The organism is Mycobacterium sp. AZCC_0083 (assembly GCF_014202335.1).
In the GTDB taxonomy this organism is placed as follows: Bacteria; Actinomycetota; Actinomycetes; order Mycobacteriales; family Mycobacteriaceae; genus Mycobacterium.
In genome coordinates, this window is sequence record NZ_JACHGP010000002.1 from 341,599 (window position 1) to 355,572 (window position 13,974).

General features: G+C 67.2%; 13 protein-coding genes. 10 read left to right on the forward strand and 3 right to left on the reverse strand.

Annotation, left to right across the window (positions count from 1 at the left end; genetic code table 11):
* Nucleotides 1-308: 308 nt before the first annotated feature.
* The gene (locus tag HNP02_RS05330; RefSeq protein ID WP_184436535.1) at nucleotides 309-836 is read right to left on the reverse strand and encodes a hypothetical protein; all 528 of its coding nucleotides are present in this window, start codon (nucleotides 834-836) and stop codon (nucleotides 309-311) included.
* Between the two features lie 573 nt (nucleotides 837-1,409).
* On the opposite strand from HNP02_RS05330, the gene HNP02_RS05335 reads away from it, so the two are divergent.
* The 10 genes from HNP02_RS05335 to HNP02_RS05380 all read left to right on the forward strand — a co-directional run bounded on the left by HNP02_RS05335 (nucleotide 1,410) and on the right by HNP02_RS05380 (nucleotide 12,406).
* The gene (locus HNP02_RS05335) at nucleotides 1,410-2,588 is read left to right on the forward strand and encodes an SIS domain-containing protein (protein WP_184435824.1); all 1,179 of its coding nucleotides are present in this window, start codon (nucleotides 1,410-1,412) and stop codon (nucleotides 2,586-2,588) included.
* Nucleotides 2,581-3,465 (forward strand): carbohydrate kinase family protein, encoded by an 885-nt coding sequence (locus tag HNP02_RS05340; RefSeq protein ID WP_184435826.1) that lies wholly within the window; start codon nucleotides 2,581-2,583, stop codon nucleotides 3,463-3,465. The genes HNP02_RS05335 and HNP02_RS05340 overlap by 8 nt, the downstream gene beginning before the upstream one ends.
* Nucleotides 3,462-4,154 carry an aspartate/glutamate racemase family protein gene (locus HNP02_RS05345; protein WP_184435827.1) on the forward strand — a complete coding sequence of 231 codons (693 nt, stop codon included), beginning with the start codon at nucleotides 3,462-3,464 and terminating at the stop codon, nucleotides 4,152-4,154. The genes HNP02_RS05340 and HNP02_RS05345 overlap by 4 nt, the downstream gene beginning before the upstream one ends.
* Complete coding sequence (locus tag HNP02_RS05350; RefSeq protein WP_184435835.1) at nucleotides 4,151-5,650, forward strand: amidohydrolase family protein; 1,500 nt, start codon at nucleotides 4,151-4,153, stop codon at nucleotides 5,648-5,650. The genes HNP02_RS05345 and HNP02_RS05350 overlap by 4 nt, the downstream gene beginning before the upstream one ends.
* Nucleotides 5,647-6,537 (forward strand): polysaccharide deacetylase family protein, encoded by an 891-nt coding sequence (locus tag HNP02_RS05355; RefSeq protein ID WP_184435837.1) that lies wholly within the window; start codon nucleotides 5,647-5,649, stop codon nucleotides 6,535-6,537. The genes HNP02_RS05350 and HNP02_RS05355 overlap by 4 nt, the downstream gene beginning before the upstream one ends.
* Nucleotides 6,534-8,132, forward strand: coding sequence for an ABC transporter ATP-binding protein (locus HNP02_RS05360; RefSeq protein ID WP_184435839.1), 1,599 nt, complete (start codon nucleotides 6,534-6,536; stop codon nucleotides 8,130-8,132). The genes HNP02_RS05355 and HNP02_RS05360 overlap by 4 nt, the downstream gene beginning before the upstream one ends.
* Nucleotides 8,129-8,992 (forward strand): ABC transporter permease, encoded by an 864-nt coding sequence (locus HNP02_RS05365; protein ID WP_184435842.1) that lies wholly within the window; start codon nucleotides 8,129-8,131, stop codon nucleotides 8,990-8,992. Before HNP02_RS05360 ends, HNP02_RS05365 begins: the two co-directional genes overlap by 4 nt.
* 3 nt (nucleotides 8,993-8,995) lie before the next feature.
* Entirely contained in the window at nucleotides 8,996-9,988 is a 993-nt protein-coding gene (locus HNP02_RS05370) for an ABC transporter permease (RefSeq protein ID WP_184435844.1), read from the forward strand.
* Nucleotides 9,989-10,045: 57 nt separating this feature from the next.
* Nucleotides 10,046-11,659 carry an ABC transporter substrate-binding protein gene (locus HNP02_RS05375; protein WP_184435846.1) on the forward strand — a complete coding sequence of 538 codons (1,614 nt, stop codon included), beginning with the start codon at nucleotides 10,046-10,048 and terminating at the stop codon, nucleotides 11,657-11,659.
* 63 nt (nucleotides 11,660-11,722) lie between these two features.
* Complete coding sequence (locus HNP02_RS05380) at nucleotides 11,723-12,406, forward strand: GntR family transcriptional regulator (RefSeq protein ID WP_184435848.1); 684 nt, start codon at nucleotides 11,723-11,725, stop codon at nucleotides 12,404-12,406.
* Nucleotides 12,407-12,466: 60 nt separating this feature from the next.
* Here the strand turns inward: HNP02_RS05380 and HNP02_RS05385 are convergent, their stop codons facing one another.
* Together HNP02_RS05385 and HNP02_RS05390 are read right to left on the reverse strand one after the other, a co-directional pair.
* The gene (locus HNP02_RS05385; RefSeq protein WP_184435850.1) at nucleotides 12,467-13,039 is read right to left on the reverse strand and encodes a hypothetical protein; all 573 of its coding nucleotides are present in this window, start codon (nucleotides 13,037-13,039) and stop codon (nucleotides 12,467-12,469) included.
* On the reverse strand, nucleotides 13,036-13,959 hold the full coding sequence (locus HNP02_RS05390; RefSeq protein ID WP_184435852.1) for a TAXI family TRAP transporter solute-binding subunit: 924 nt from the start codon (nucleotides 13,957-13,959) through the stop codon (nucleotides 13,036-13,038). Before HNP02_RS05390 ends, HNP02_RS05385 begins: the two co-directional genes overlap by 4 nt.
* Nucleotides 13,960-13,974: the final 15 nt, after the last annotated feature.

Genomic DNA, 13,974 nt, shown 5'->3' on the forward strand with positions numbered 1-13,974 from the left:
GCTCGGGTGTGCAGGGAATCCCATTGACCGTGGCAACTTGGCCGGGATTTTGCACGATGTTGTTGCCCGACGGGCCTGATGGGCTGACGGCGATGTTTCCAGGTCCGCCTGCGACACACACGCCTTCGAATCGGGACTCAGTGGTGCCATAGGGGCAGGCCCCGGCCGGGGAGGCCACGACCAATGATCCAGCGGCCACTGCCACAGCACATCCGAAGAGGACGATCCCTCGCTTCACGACCACCATCAACAACTCCCAAGCGCCTCGTCCGATGACCACAGCCTAGCCCAACGGGCTATTTGCACGGTTAATCGTGGTCAAGCGGCATCTCGTTACGCACTCGGCGGACGGCCGCCTGAATCTCGGCGACTCGCGACGGAGGCAGTCCCCAGGGGTGGTCCACACCGACCCGTTCGTCGACATCCCACAGCACGCACTGCTCGCCCGGCTTGGCGACCAGTGACCATGCGATCACCGTCCTGCGAAGTTGCTCATCCATGGGACCGGTGACCTCAAGGAGCCCTGCGGGTGCACCGTCAACCGGATTGTGATGCAGAAACTTGCCGTAGGCCGTCGTGCAGAATTCCGAATACCTTGCGGTGCAGAGGATCAGACCATGCCACGCCTCGTCAACCGCCCGCGACGGCATCCCGATCGCCCTGCCGTCGCGCAGCGCCGGCCCGCAGCATCGCAGCCATTGGCGCAAACCGGTCTCGATGAGTGACCGTGGTTGCCACGGACAGGTTTTGAACACGGCGGGGGGTAGCTCGAGGTCGGCCACCGCGGTGCCCACTCGGTCGAGGCGGTCCTCGCGCCTGCGCAGTAGCGACGACATGTCGTCAGCCCCCGCAACCACCGCAGCCACCACAACCGCCGCAGCCCCCGCCGCAACCGCCGCAGCCACCACCACCGCAGCTTCGGCGGCGGCTCTCGCCCGATTCCTTCCCGGCATCCCAGGTCTCGTCGTCGTCACCATCGCGGGACTTGGTCACCGCGATCGCGAGCATGGCCGATCCAAAGACCCCCAGAATGACTATCAAGGTGACCATCACGACACCCCCTTCAGATCGGCGAGATCCTCGCCTTCGACACCCCGTCGTGTCGATCGTTTGACCATGATGGGGCCGCCTCGGCAGGCAAGGAATGGGCTTGGCCCCCGACACCGAATTTCCTTGCACGATTCACAGATTCACGCACCATCGATTCGCCCTGGGCGGACCTCGAGCCCTCGGACACGCGATTCCTGCCGACTTCCTGGAAGCTCTGAACACCCTGCCGGCGATACCTCCGAAACCGCAACGCCACGAAACGTCATACGACAGAAACAGAACCGGTATACCGTTTTCCTCGATGCCAGCGCAGGGTACCGCTCGCCCTGGCTGCGGAACGAAAGCGAAGTCGTCCCACGATGAGTGCTCCCGCGAGCCCCCTCCTCGACCCGGGTACCAGCCCGCTCGATGCCCGTCAGCAGGCCGTCGTCCAACGGGTCTCCGACGCCGAGCGCGCCCACATCCTCGCCCTTCCGAGCAATGACCCACTCGACCCGAAGCTCCGCTTTCGCGTCGAGGCGACCGGACCGGAACTGTTTGGCCAGCCAGCGGCGATACAAGCAACACTGCAGCTCAACGCCGTAACCCTCGACGTCATCGCCGACCGGCTCGCCGCCGGCGTCCGGCGAGTGGTGCTGGTCGGCTGCGGAGACTCACTCGCCGTTATGATCGCCGCGCGGCAGGCTCTCGAGTGCATGCTCGGGGTGCCCTGTGAACCCATGCAGAGCTTGGAGTTCGCGTACTACCATGCGCATCTCGTCGACGCGGGTACAGCCGTCGTCGCGTTGTCCAGCTCGGGGGAGACGACCCGCACCGTCGAAGCTCTACTGATGGCTCAAAATCGCGGATCGTATACCGTTGCGCTGACCAACACGGCCGATTCAACCCTGCAGTCCGAGGCCGACACGTCGCTGAAGATCGAGGCAACCCGGGTCGGCTGGCCCACGCAGTCGTCCACCGCCGCGCTGGCATTGCTGCTGGAATTGGCCATCCGGGTGGGCGAGCGGCGCGTGCCGACGGACGCCGCACCGCTGCGCACTACCTTCGACGAGCTCCCCGATGTCATGACGCAGGCGCTCGGCAGGATCGACCCGCTGATCGCCGACATCGCCGGATATGAGGTCGAGGCCGGGGTGCAGACGGTGCTGTTCTCAGGCGCCGGGCCCAGTCTGGCATCCGCGATCGTGGGCGCGGCCAAGGTCAAGGAGTGCACGACGCTGCATGCGATCGACATCCAGACCGAGGAATACCACCACTACAACTCGCAGAAGGCCGGCGAGCCGCTCGTCCTGATCGCCCCGTCGGGTCCATCGGTGCCGCGTGCCGTCGATACCGGCACGGATGCGCTGCGCTGGGGTGGCCGCCTCTACGTCGTCACCACCGACGGAGAGCGCGCGTTCGATCACCTCACGGGTCAGGTCATCACGCTGCCGCCGGTTCCCGAGTCGCTGTCGCCTCTGCTCTCCGTGCTTCCCGCCCAGCTGGTCGGTTACCGCCTTGGCCTCAACTGCTACGCCGCGGCGGCAGCCGATGCCTGACACTGCACCCAGCCTGGTTTGCATCGGCAACCTCACCGTCGACGAGGCCGTGTCTCCCACGGGCGCTCGGGTCGAATCCGTCGGCGGGGACGCGCTTTTCGCCGCACTCGCCGCCAAGCTGGCCGGTGGCAATCCCACGGTCCTCGCCCCGCTGGGCACCGATGCGACCCCGGCCCTGCTCGCCGCAATCCGCTCGACCGGGACGGATCCCGCGACGCTGCCGCGACGCGATCTGCCCACGATTCGCAATGTCGTCCGCTACGACGACACCGGCGGGCGCGCGTGGGATCTGATCCTGGGCGAAGCGCACTTCGAATCGCTTTCGGTGCATCCCGCCGACGTGTCCGACGCCGTGCTGGCCGCGCCCGGCGTACTGGTGTCGGCGATGGCGCTGCACGCACAGCTCGAGCTGGCGGCATGGCTGCGCGACCGCACAACGGCGACAATCTACTTCGATCCGCAGGAGGACTACATCGCCGGAAACGAAACCGCTCTACGAGACGCCGTCCGAAGCTGTGACGTCTTCCTGCCCAGCGAGATCGAAGCCACCGCGCTTGCGGGCACGTCCGATCTGCACGTGGCTGCCACGACCTTCCTACAGCTAGGCCCTCGAGCGGTGGTGATCAAGCTCGCTGCGGCCGGATGCCTGGTCGCGACGCGGCAGCGCCCCGAACCCACCGTAGTGCCAACGGATGTCGTCGAACCGGTGGACAGCACCGGCGCCGGCGACGCGTTCTGCGGAGCGTTCGCGGCCGAACATCTGCGCACCGGGGACGCGTACGCCGCGGCGGACGCCGGTTCGCGGGCCGCCCGCATCGCAGTCGGCGGCCCCGGCGTCGACGGGTTGCTCGCCGGCGTGACGGGGGCGGTGCGATGACGCGGATCACCGTGATCAACCCAAACACGTCCGCCGAGCTGACGGCCACCATCACCAAGGCAGCCCAAGCGGTTGCGGGCGCCGGGGTGAGCGTCACCGGGGTTCACCCCGCGACCGGGGTGCCGAGCGTCGAAAGCCATGCCGAGGAGGCGATCGCGGCGGTCGGAGTGATCGAGCAGGTCCGTGCGCACCAAGCCGACACGGACGCGTTCGTCATCGCCTGTTTCGGCGATACCGGGGTGCCCGCAGCCCGCGAGGTCGCCACCTGCCCCGTCGTCGGGATGACCGAGGCGGCACTGCAGACCGCCTGCCTGGTGGCGCATCGGTTCGTCGTCATCACACTGCCTGCGCGCACCATTGCCCACAGTGACCGCGTCGTCCGCGCGCTGGGGCTCGAGCACCGCTGCACCGTGACCGCGGTCGACGTGGCGGTCGCGGACTTGGTCGCCGGCTCGACCCACCTGCTCGACGCGTTCGACGAAGCCGCGCGCGGGGCCCACCGTGCCGAAGCCGTCGTCCTCGGCTGCGCCGGTCTGGCCGACCTCATCGACCCGCTGTCCGACAGGTTGGGCGTCCCCGTCATCGACGGCATCGCCGCGGGCGTCGGCATTGCGGCCGGACTGGTGGCGATGGGACTCAACACTTCGCGCGCCAGCACCTTCGGACCCGTTGAACTGGAGTTCCCATGACCGTCCTGTTCCGTCAGGTGCTCGTCTACGACGCCGCAGCCCCCAACGCAATGACCGGTCCCACCGACGTTCTGGTCGAGGGCGATCGGATCAGCGCCGTCGGCGACGGCCTGCCCGCCTCACCGGGAGCCCGGATCGTCGACGGCGGCGGTCGACATCTGTTGGTGCCCGGGCTGATCAACGCGCACTTCCATTCGCCGGCCAACCACCTCAAGGGCTCGGTGCGGAGCCTGCCGCTCGAGCTGTTCATGCTGTTCGAGTCGCCCTCCGACCCGGCCCTGGCGCCCAGCCCTCGTGAGGCCTACCTGCGGACCATGCTCGGTGCCATCGAGATGCTGCAACGGGGTATCACCTGCGTGCAGGACGACGCCTTCCTGATGCCGTTCCCCGATCCGGAGATCATCGACGCGGTGGCGTCGGCCTACCGCGACAGCGGGATTCGCGCGTACCTCGCGTTGGACCAGCCGGAGCTGACCGAGGCCGAGAAGCTGCCGTTCACAACCGAAGTCGACGTCGCTGCCTTCCACGAGCCGGCGCCTGCCCCCGCCGCCCGGCTGCTGGAAGCGTACGACCATCTGATCGGCACCTGGCACGGCGCCGCGGACGACCGGATCCGGGCGGCCGTCTCGATCTCCGCGCCGCAACGCGTCAGTCTGGACTACTTCGCCGCGCTCGACGACCTGGCCGAGCGCCACGGCCTGCCGTTGTACGCGCACATGCTGGAGACAAAGGTCCAGCGCACTCTGATGACCGAGCAGCCGCGGTTCGGTGGCCGGTCCCTGGTCGGCTACACCGGCGCCGCCGGACTACTCAAACCACACACCAACGTGATTCACGCGGTGTGGGTGGACGAAGCCGACCTCGTCGCGATCGCCGACGCCGGTTCGACGGTCGTCCACAACCCGGTCAGCAACCTGCGGCTCGGCAGTGGTGTGCTGCCATGGCGCGCGATGCTGGATCACGACGTCCCGATCGCACTGGGCACCGACGAAGCGATCTGCGACGACACCATCAACGTCTGGACGGTCGCCAAGACCGCGGGCCTCATCCACAACGTCTCGGGACTCGACAACGATGAATGGCCTACTGCCGCTGAGGTTCTCGAAGCACTCTGGCGCGGCGGTGCACGCGCAACCCGGCGCGCCGACGACCTCGGGGCGATCGCGCCCGGCATGCTGGCCGACCTAGCACTGGTCGACATGCACGCCATCGCGTTCACACCACTCAACGACTTGAGGGAGCAACTGGTGCATTGCGAGGACGGCCGCGACGTCGTATTGACCATGGTGGCGGGCCGCGTGGTCTCCGAACACGGGCACGTCACCACCGTCGACGAGCCGGCGTTGCTCGACGAGGCCCGTGAGCTGTTCGCCGCGAAGTTGCCAGCGATCCAGGCCGCCCGCAGCAGCGCCGACCACCTCTTCCCCGCCTACCAGCACATCGTGCGCCGTGCGGCGGCAACGGATGTCGGCTTCAACCGCTGGTTGGCCTCGTGACGGGCCCCGCCGGATACCCTTACACCCCACTGCCTGCCCGCCCGACCGGCAGGTGGCCCAACGGAGCCCGACTCGCCGTCGTCGTATGCGTCGGAGTCGAGTCCTACCGGTTCGACGATGGTCGCGCCGAGGTCGTGCTGCCCGACGTGCCCGCCCCGGACCTGGTGAACACGGCCTGGCGCGACTACGGAAACCGGGTCGGGGCCTTCCGGATCTTCGAAGCGCTTCGTGGCCTTGGAATTCCACCGACCGTCTTGCTGAACACCGACGTCTACGACGAGGCCCCTGCCGTCCTGGAAGCGGCCCGCCAGGCCGGCGCCGAGATCGTCGGGCACGGCCGCTCCAACTCCGACTCGTTGTCGGAGATGACCCCCGATGCCGAGCGGGCCTACCTGACACACGTCGCCGACCGCATCCGCGCACACGAGGGGACCGCCCCAGGCGGCTGGTCCAGCCCATGGCTCAGCCACACCCCGGCCACCCTGAACCTGTTGGGCGAGACCGGCTACCGCTACCTGCTCGACCTGCGACTGGACGACCAGCCCGTGTGGCTGACCACGGAATCCGGTCCGCTGCTCTCGATTCCGTACAACGCGGAGATCAACGACTCGTCGACGATGATCGGCAGGCAGGCGTCCGCCCACGAATTCGCCGACATGATCGTCGACGAGTTCGCCGAACTCTCCGCGACACAGCGCCCGCTCGTGATGAGCATCGTGCTGCACTCGTTCATCACCGGGGCGCCGTTCCGATTGCGCGCCGTCAGAAGAGCGCTCGAGCGTGTCGTCGGCGGCGACGGCGTCTGGCTTACGACGCCGCGCGAGATCCACCAGGCCGTCGTGGAGTCGCGCGTGCTGTTCCCTCCGGTTGCGGAGGTGACGTCGTGACCGAACCGGTGGCCGCGCTCACCGACTTCTCGCTATCGTTGGTGCGCAACGGCATTCGGAGCCAGGTCCTCGAGCACATCGACCTCCAGATCTGGCCCGGCGAAATCCTCGGACTGGTCGGGGAATCCGGTTCCGGTAAGAGCGTGCTCGCGTTGAGCTTGCTCGGGTTGCTTCCCGACACCTCACACCCGCAGGCCGATGGCCAGGTCACCGTCACCGGTGTGGACATGGTCCGCGCAAGCGCGGCCGAGCTCCGTCGGGTGCGGACCGAGGTGCTCGGTGCGATCTTCCAGGACCCGATGACGTCGCTGAACCCGACGATGCGAATCGGCAGGCAGATTGGCGAGGTCACCCACGCCGAGACCGAATCGGTCCGCCTGCTCGAAACCGTCGGGGTCCGCGACGCACAGCTGCGCCTTCGGGTGTACCCGCATGAACTCTCCGGCGGGCTGCGTCAGCGGGTGATGGCGGCGATCGCGGTCGGCGCCCGGGGCGAGCGAAGCGACGGGGAATCGAACCGTCCGGGTCTGATCGTCGCCGACGAACCGACGACGGCACTCGACGTGACGGTGCAAGCACAGCTGCTGGAACTGCTGCGCGAGCTGCGCGACGAGTTCGGCTGCTCGGTGCTGCTGATCACCCACGACCTCGGCGTCGCCGACAAGATCGCCGACCGGCTGGCCGTCTTGCACCACGGCGAGCTGGTCGAGATCGGCCAGGCGTCCGACGTGGTGCGCAACCCGCAGCACGACTACACCCGCTCGCTGCTGGCATCCCGGCTGAGCCTGACGATGCCCCGCGACGAGCGGTTCGGCGGGGACACCCACGGCTCCGAGCCGGCAGTGTCGATCAGCGATCTGCGCCGCACGTTCCTCGTGCGCCGGGGCGCTCGGTGGGGACGCGGCCGCTCCCGGGAGATCAACGCCGTCGATGGGGTCGACCTGGACATCGCGCCGGGCGAGGCGTTGGCGATCGTCGGGGAAAGCGGTTCCGGCAAGTCGACTCTGCTGCGGATCATCGCCGGACTCGAGAAGCCGACGTCGGGCTCCGTCACGCTCGCAGGCACCGGCGGGCCGCAGATGGTGTTTCAGGACGCCGGCTCGTCGCTCACCCCCTGGATGACCGTCGGCGAAACACTGGGCGAGCGATTACGTCCGCTCAAGCTGTCACGGGCCGAGGTCAGGGAGCGCGTGACGGCGGCACTGGCTGCTGTCGACTTGCCGCCGGAGGTTGCCAAGGCCCATCCGGGTGAGCTGTCCGGCGGGCAGCGACAGCGCGTCGTGCTGGCCCGCGCCACTATGATCCCGCCTGCGGTGCTGCTGTGCGACGAACCCACCAGCGCCCTGGACGCATCGCTGGCCAAGAGCGTGTTGGCGCTGATCCGCGATCTGCGGGCGCGGATCGGGATGACGGTGCTGTTCGTCACCCACGACCTGGCGGTCGCCCGGCTGATGGGTGATCGCATCGCCGTCATGCAAGCCGGCCGTGTCGTCGAGCTGGGTCCTGCGGAGCAGGTGATCGCCGAACCCCGCGATCCCTACACCCGCACCCTGCTCGCCGCGGTGCCCGAGATCGTCGGGGGAGCGGTGTCGTGACCTCAATCCTGGTGCCCCGCGGGAGGCTGCGGCCGGTGTCGCTCGGCGGGGCGCGCTTAACCCGGCCGACGGCATGGGTCGTGGTCGGGTTGCTTGCCCTGGTGACGTTGGTCTCCGTGTTCGCGCGGCAGCTCGCCCCGTACGACCCGATCCAGCCGGTCGGCCCCATCAACCTGCCCCCACTGAGTCATGGACACCTGCTCGGCACTGACGGAATCGGTCGAGACTTGTTGTCCCGCACGTTGATCGGCATCCAGGCGAGTTGGCTGAGCGCGCTGGTGGTAGTGGCGATCGGCCTCCTCATCGGGGGCACCATCGGGTTGATCGCGGGCGCGACCGGCGGCTGGGTCGACTCGATTCTCCTGATGCGCCTCACCGATCTGTTTCTCGCGCTACCCGGTGCACTGGTTGCGATCGCCATCGTCGCCGCCTTGGGGTCCGGTCTGGTCAACACCCTGATCGGCGTGTCACTGGTGTGGTGGCCGTACTACGCCCGCATCGTGCGCGGCGAGACCAAGGCGCTCGCCGCCCGTCCGCACGTCGAGGCTGCCCGGCTGTCCGGGGTCGGTCGATCGCGGATCGTCACCCGCCACCTACTGCCCGGGGTGGTGCCAACGGCGGTGGTCAGCGCCAGTCTGGACATCGGCAACGTCGTGCTGCTACTCGCCGCGCTGTCATTCCTGGGCCTCGGTCAGCGGGCGCCTGCGCCCGAGCTCGGCGCCGACACCGCCCGCGCCTTGAGCCAGTTGCTCAGTCAGTGGTGGGTGCCCGGCATCCCGGGCGTCGCGGTGCTGCTGCTGAGCCTGCTCGCCAACGTCGGTGGCGACGCCATCCGCAACCTCATCCGGGTCCGGAGGTAGCCCATGCTGGGCTTTCTGACCCGCCGACTCGCGGCCGCCGTGGTCATCCTGTTGACCTTGTCGCTGGTGATCTTCGTGTTGCAATACGTCTCACCCGGCGACCCGGCCCGCGCATACGTCGGGGCCAACGCCTCGAACGCAATGGTCGCGGCGGAGCGTCAGCGGCTCGGCCTCAACGACCCGTTCTTCACGCGGTACCTCCACTTCCTCGCAGAGCTGTTCACCGGGGATCTCGGCCGGTCGCTGCGCACCCGGCAGCCGGTGACGTCCGACCTCTTCACGTACCTGCCGGCCACCGTCGAACTGGTCGTCGCGGCGTTCGGCGTCGCGCTGGTGCTGGCGGCGCTGTACGCGATGTCCGGCGCGCTGCGGTGGCCGGGCGCGGGCATCGGGCGGGGCGTACTGCTGCTGCTGGCGACGGCTCCGCCGTTCCTGCTGGCGTTGGTCGGCATCATCGTCTTCTTCGGCCAACTCGGTTGGCTACCGGCCCGTGGCGTCGGAAACTTCGAGGATCCAGGGCCGTTTGGCATGCAGGCAGTCGACACCCTGGTGCACGGCCAGGCTGATGCGTTCGTCGATGCGCTACGACATCTGGTGCTTCCCGCGGTGGTGCTGTCCATTGCGCCTGCGGTCGCAATGGGCAGGGTCCTGCGGTCGTCTCTGCTGGACGTGCTGGACGTCGACTACGTGCGAACGGCCCGGTCCAAGGGGCTGACCGAGCCGCAGGTGGTCGCCCACCACGTCCTGCGCAATGCCATCGGGCCCGCCCTTTCGATGTCCGGGCTGCAGCTCGGATTCATGTTCGCCGGCGTCGTCGTCGTGGAACAGGTCTTCTCCTGGCCCGGTATCGGCAACTACCTGGCCGCCTCGATCCCGGTCTCCGACTTCCCGGCGATCGCCGGAGTCACGCTGGTGCTGGGGGCCATCTACGTCGTGTCCAATCTCGTCGTCGACCTGCTGCAGGCGCTCGCCGATCCACGGGTGACCGCCGAATGACGCGCCGCAACCCGACCTTGTTTTCCGCTACCCGTCCACCGAAAAAGGGAGTCTGCCATGCACATCCGACTGTTGCGCGGCCTCGCCGTCTGCGCCACTCTGACACTGTCCCTTGGCCTTGGCGCCTGTAGTTCCGGCACCCCCAGCCAATCCGGCGGCGGCGGTGAGTCATCCGGTCCACCGACCGACGGCGTCCTGACCGTCGGCCTGCTCGGCGACATCGGGCAGCCACCCGATCCCGACATCTATTACGCCAACAACGGCACAGCGATCATGATCAACGCCTACGAGGGGTTGGTCCAATACAAGAACAACACCGACAAGGTCGAGATCGCGCCACGCCTTGCCGAATCGTGGGAGGCCAACCCCACCCACGACGTGTACACCTTTCATCTACGCAAGGGGGTGACCTTCCACGACGGCACGCCGTTCACCGCTGCTGCCGTCGATGTCGCGTTCAAGCGCCGGATCGCGGTGAAAGGCGGTGCGGCATACATGGTCGACGTGGTCAAGAGCGTCGCGACGCCCGACGACTACACCGCGGTCATCACGCTCAAGCAGCCGAACACCGCCTTCTTGAGTTACCTTGCGTCGCCGTTCGGTCCGAAGATGGAATCGCCAGATGGGTTGAAGGCCAACGCCGGTTCCGATGATGCCCAGACCTATCTGTCCTCACATGATCTGGGCACCGGTCCGTACACGCTGACCACTGCGCAGACCGGGGTCAAGTACGAACTGACCCAGTACGACGGGTATTGGGGACCCAAGTCGCCGTTCAAGAAGGTCGAGCTCCCGGTCTACACCGACGAGTCCGCGCTCGAGCTGGCGTTCGACAACGGCACCGTCGACGTGATTGCAGCCGCGCTGCCATCCTCGAGCCTTGGCAAGTACGAGAACGCGGCCAACGCATCGAACTACTTCCTGCCGACGCTGCAGGGCGCGTTGGTGACGGTGAATCCGAGCCACGAGTTCTTCAAGAATGCCGACGCCAGAGTCGCATTCCTGAAGTCGATCGACCAGACGACGCTGGTGAATCAAGTGCTGGGCAAGCGATCTGAGGTGGCCACCACCATGTACGCCAAGGGGATGATCCCCGGTGACATCCCAGGAGTCGTCGACAAGCAAGCGATCTCCTACGACGCGGGCGCGTTCAAGTCGTATGTCGGTGCATTGCCCGCCAACGCGAACAAGACGTTGGTGATCGGGTATGCCAACGGCAACGTCAACGCCCAGTCGATGGCCAACATCGTGGTGGCGAACCTGCAGACCGTTGGGCTCAACGCGTCGGCTCAGGGCTACGACACCTCGACCGTGTTCGGCTGGATCAACGACCCGCCGAGCGGGCCGGACGCATTCATCGACGGCAACAACGGCCCGGATGGCGGCGATCCGTACATGTGGGGACACGTCTTCTGGGATGCGTCCGGCGGGATCAACTACTTCGGTTGCCAGTCGCCGGAGGTCAACGGCCTACTGAACCAGGCGCTCGGCACCGGCGACTTGGCCACCTTCGTCAAGGCCGGCGACCTGTACGGACAGACCGGGTGCTTCCTGAACCTGTCCTACAACCGAGACTGGGTGGTGGCGCAGAAGTGGCTCACCAGCGTGCCGGAGAGTCAGAACATCGGTGCCAACGAGTTGAACTTCTCATTGCTCGGTATCGCCAAGTGAGATGGTTGAGCCTAAGGGCGCGCGGCCCAACGGTTCTGCCGTCCATCCTGGGAAAGTGAGAACATGTCGCACACCGTCGTTACCGGCGCAGCCGAATCGCGGCTGTCGCTGTCCCGGCACATTTACTCCACGGTCAGGGAGCGGATCATCCTCGGCCAGTACCGGCAGGGCAGCCGGCTTCCCGAGAAACGCATCGGGGAGGAGCTGGACGTCTCGCGGGTGCCGTTGCGTGAGGCGGTGCCGCTGCTGGAGCGCGACGGGTTCGTGCATTCCTATCCCCGTCGGGGGGCCGTGGTGGCCCGCTGGGACGCGAAGGCCATCGACGACCTGTTCGACGCGCGACTGTCCCTCGAGGTGGGCGCGGCCCGCTACGCGGCGCGGCAGGTCTCGCGCGGCGGGTCGATGGACGCGTTGAACGTTGCGCTCAAGGAGGCCCAGCGGATGGTCGAGGATGGCGACGCGTACGCAATCGCCAGGAGCAGCACGGCATTTCACGAAGCGGTGGTCGAGACCTCGACTAACGACCTGATGGTGCGGTTGATGCAAACCATCTCGGGGCGGATCACTTGGTTGTTCTACCTGACCAGCGGTCTGCCGGCTGAGGAGGCGTTCCACGACCATGTGCTACTGCGGGACGCGATCGCGTCGGGCAACGATCGGGTGGCCGAGTCGGTGGCATATGCGCACATCGAGCGGGATCGGCAACCGACGTTCGAAGCCATGCGGGAGCAGCTCGGCGAAGGGTGATGGAGGGCAAACGACGGCAACCACCGCATAGTACCGAATTGCCTTGCGCCACAAGCAGCTTCACGCATGATGATTCGCCCTGCAATCCGCCAGCCAGGCGTTCATCAAATCGACCGCATCCTCGACCGGGCGGTCCCATGCCCCGTCGAGGATGCCGTCCGATTTCGTCCCGTGGCGGTCGCGTGGATCCACCGCGGATCGGATCCTGCCCTGGGGCGTGCGACGTCGTTGCGGTGCAAGGCGGAAGCCGACGTAGATGACGAAACCGCCTTCGCCATCAAGAGACTCGACGCGCATGAACTCGTCGATCTCGCACCATTGATACTGGCGTAGGCGGCCCGTTCGCGGGTGGACGTCGAAACCCGTGCTCGACAAGTGCAGCCACCCGTCCCCACGGGCGCGTCTACTCGCCGTGACGATCATGTTGACGATCGCCTGGACGAAGATGGCGGCGCACCCGGATCCCAGCCCCCCGAACCACACCAGGACCGGCCAGCATTCGGACGTCTGCGACCACGCGTACAGCCCAATCACGGGGCCGCTGAGCACACCAATGAAGAACACGATGACGAAGACGTTCTGGCCGACTCGGTTGCCCGTATCCGGATAGGGCAGCACCAGATTTACGCTCATCCGTGCAGCTTTCGGTACTGGCGGATGGCCCCCGGGTGCAAGGGCACCAGGCCGGTTTGGATCATCGACGGTGGGTCGAGGTACTGCAACCCGCGGACGAATGGGGGTACGAGTTGCGGTGCATCGGTTGCGAGTACGTCCACCACGGCAGCGACCACGTCGTCGGCGATGTCGTGACGGCACAGCAGCAGGTTCGGCACTCCGATGGAACGGAGGCCGGGTGGCACGTACTCGCCGGCAGGCATTCCGCGGGCGAGATAGGGGTAGCCGGAGAGGTCGGCCATGGGAGCCGCCAGCTCGCCGATGTCGAGCATCCGGACGGGCAGTGAGGCGTCCAGATCGGAGATGGCTGGAGTCGGAACGCCGCCCGACCAAACCAGTGCCTCGATGCTGCCGTCCGCGAGCCGGCCTAGGCCATCGTGTAGTCGATATCGCCGCATGTCGACCCGACCGCCGAGACCGGCCGCCTCGAACAGCACCTCGCTTGTCGCCGCGGCGCCCGATCCGGCCGGGCCGATGGAGACCCGCAGTCCCTGAAGGTCTGCCAGCCGGCGCACGGAAGCGGAGTCGCGCACGATCACTTGCAGATAGTTCTCATACACCCGCGCTATCGCCAGGGGTGCGGTTTCGCCGGGCCCAGTAGCCCGATCCCGCTCGGCGACGTCGGCGAGCGCCAGGCCCAACGAGACCTCCGACGAACGCAACCGGGCGAGGTTGTCGACGGTACCCTCGGTCGGGACCGCGTCGACGCCAAAGTCTGGATGGCGAGCCCGAATACGCGTTGCCAAGATTTCGGCGAACGCCAGATACAACCCGCCTTGTTCACCCGCGGCTAGACCCACGTGTGCGCGGGGTGCACCTCGGACGCAACCTGCGGCCACCACCGCCGTCGTCGCGAGAAGGAATGCACGACGGCTCATTTCGGATCCCGGAAG

What these genes read in the sequence shown, in the direction of transcription:
- HNP02_RS05335 (WP_184435824.1), top strand. Translation starts at nt 1,410, where the DNA reads ATGAGTGCTCCCGCGAGCCCCCTCCTCGACCCGGGTACCAGCCCGCTC.
- HNP02_RS05370 (WP_184435844.1), top strand. Translation starts at nt 8,996, where the DNA reads ATGCTGGGCTTTCTGACCCGCCGACTCGCGGCCGCCGTGGTCATCCTG.
- HNP02_RS05330 (WP_184436535.1), bottom strand. Translation starts at nt 836, where the DNA reads ATGTCGTCGCTACTGCGCAGGCGCGAGGACCGCCTCGACCGAGTGGGC.
- HNP02_RS05345 (WP_184435827.1), top strand. Translation starts at nt 3,462, where the DNA reads ATGACGCGGATCACCGTGATCAACCCAAACACGTCCGCCGAGCTGACG.
- HNP02_RS05340 (WP_184435826.1), top strand. Translation starts at nt 2,581, where the DNA reads ATGCCTGACACTGCACCCAGCCTGGTTTGCATCGGCAACCTCACCGTC.
- HNP02_RS05350 (WP_184435835.1), top strand. Translation starts at nt 4,151, where the DNA reads ATGACCGTCCTGTTCCGTCAGGTGCTCGTCTACGACGCCGCAGCCCCC.
- HNP02_RS05390 (WP_184435852.1), bottom strand. Translation starts at nt 13,959, where the DNA reads ATGAGCCGTCGTGCATTCCTTCTCGCGACGACGGCGGTGGTGGCCGCA.
- HNP02_RS05375 (WP_184435846.1), top strand. Translation starts at nt 10,046, where the DNA reads ATGCACATCCGACTGTTGCGCGGCCTCGCCGTCTGCGCCACTCTGACA.
- HNP02_RS05380 (WP_184435848.1), top strand. Translation starts at nt 11,723, where the DNA reads ATGTCGCACACCGTCGTTACCGGCGCAGCCGAATCGCGGCTGTCGCTG.
- HNP02_RS05385 (WP_184435850.1), bottom strand. Translation starts at nt 13,039, where the DNA reads ATGAGCGTAAATCTGGTGCTGCCCTATCCGGATACGGGCAACCGAGTC.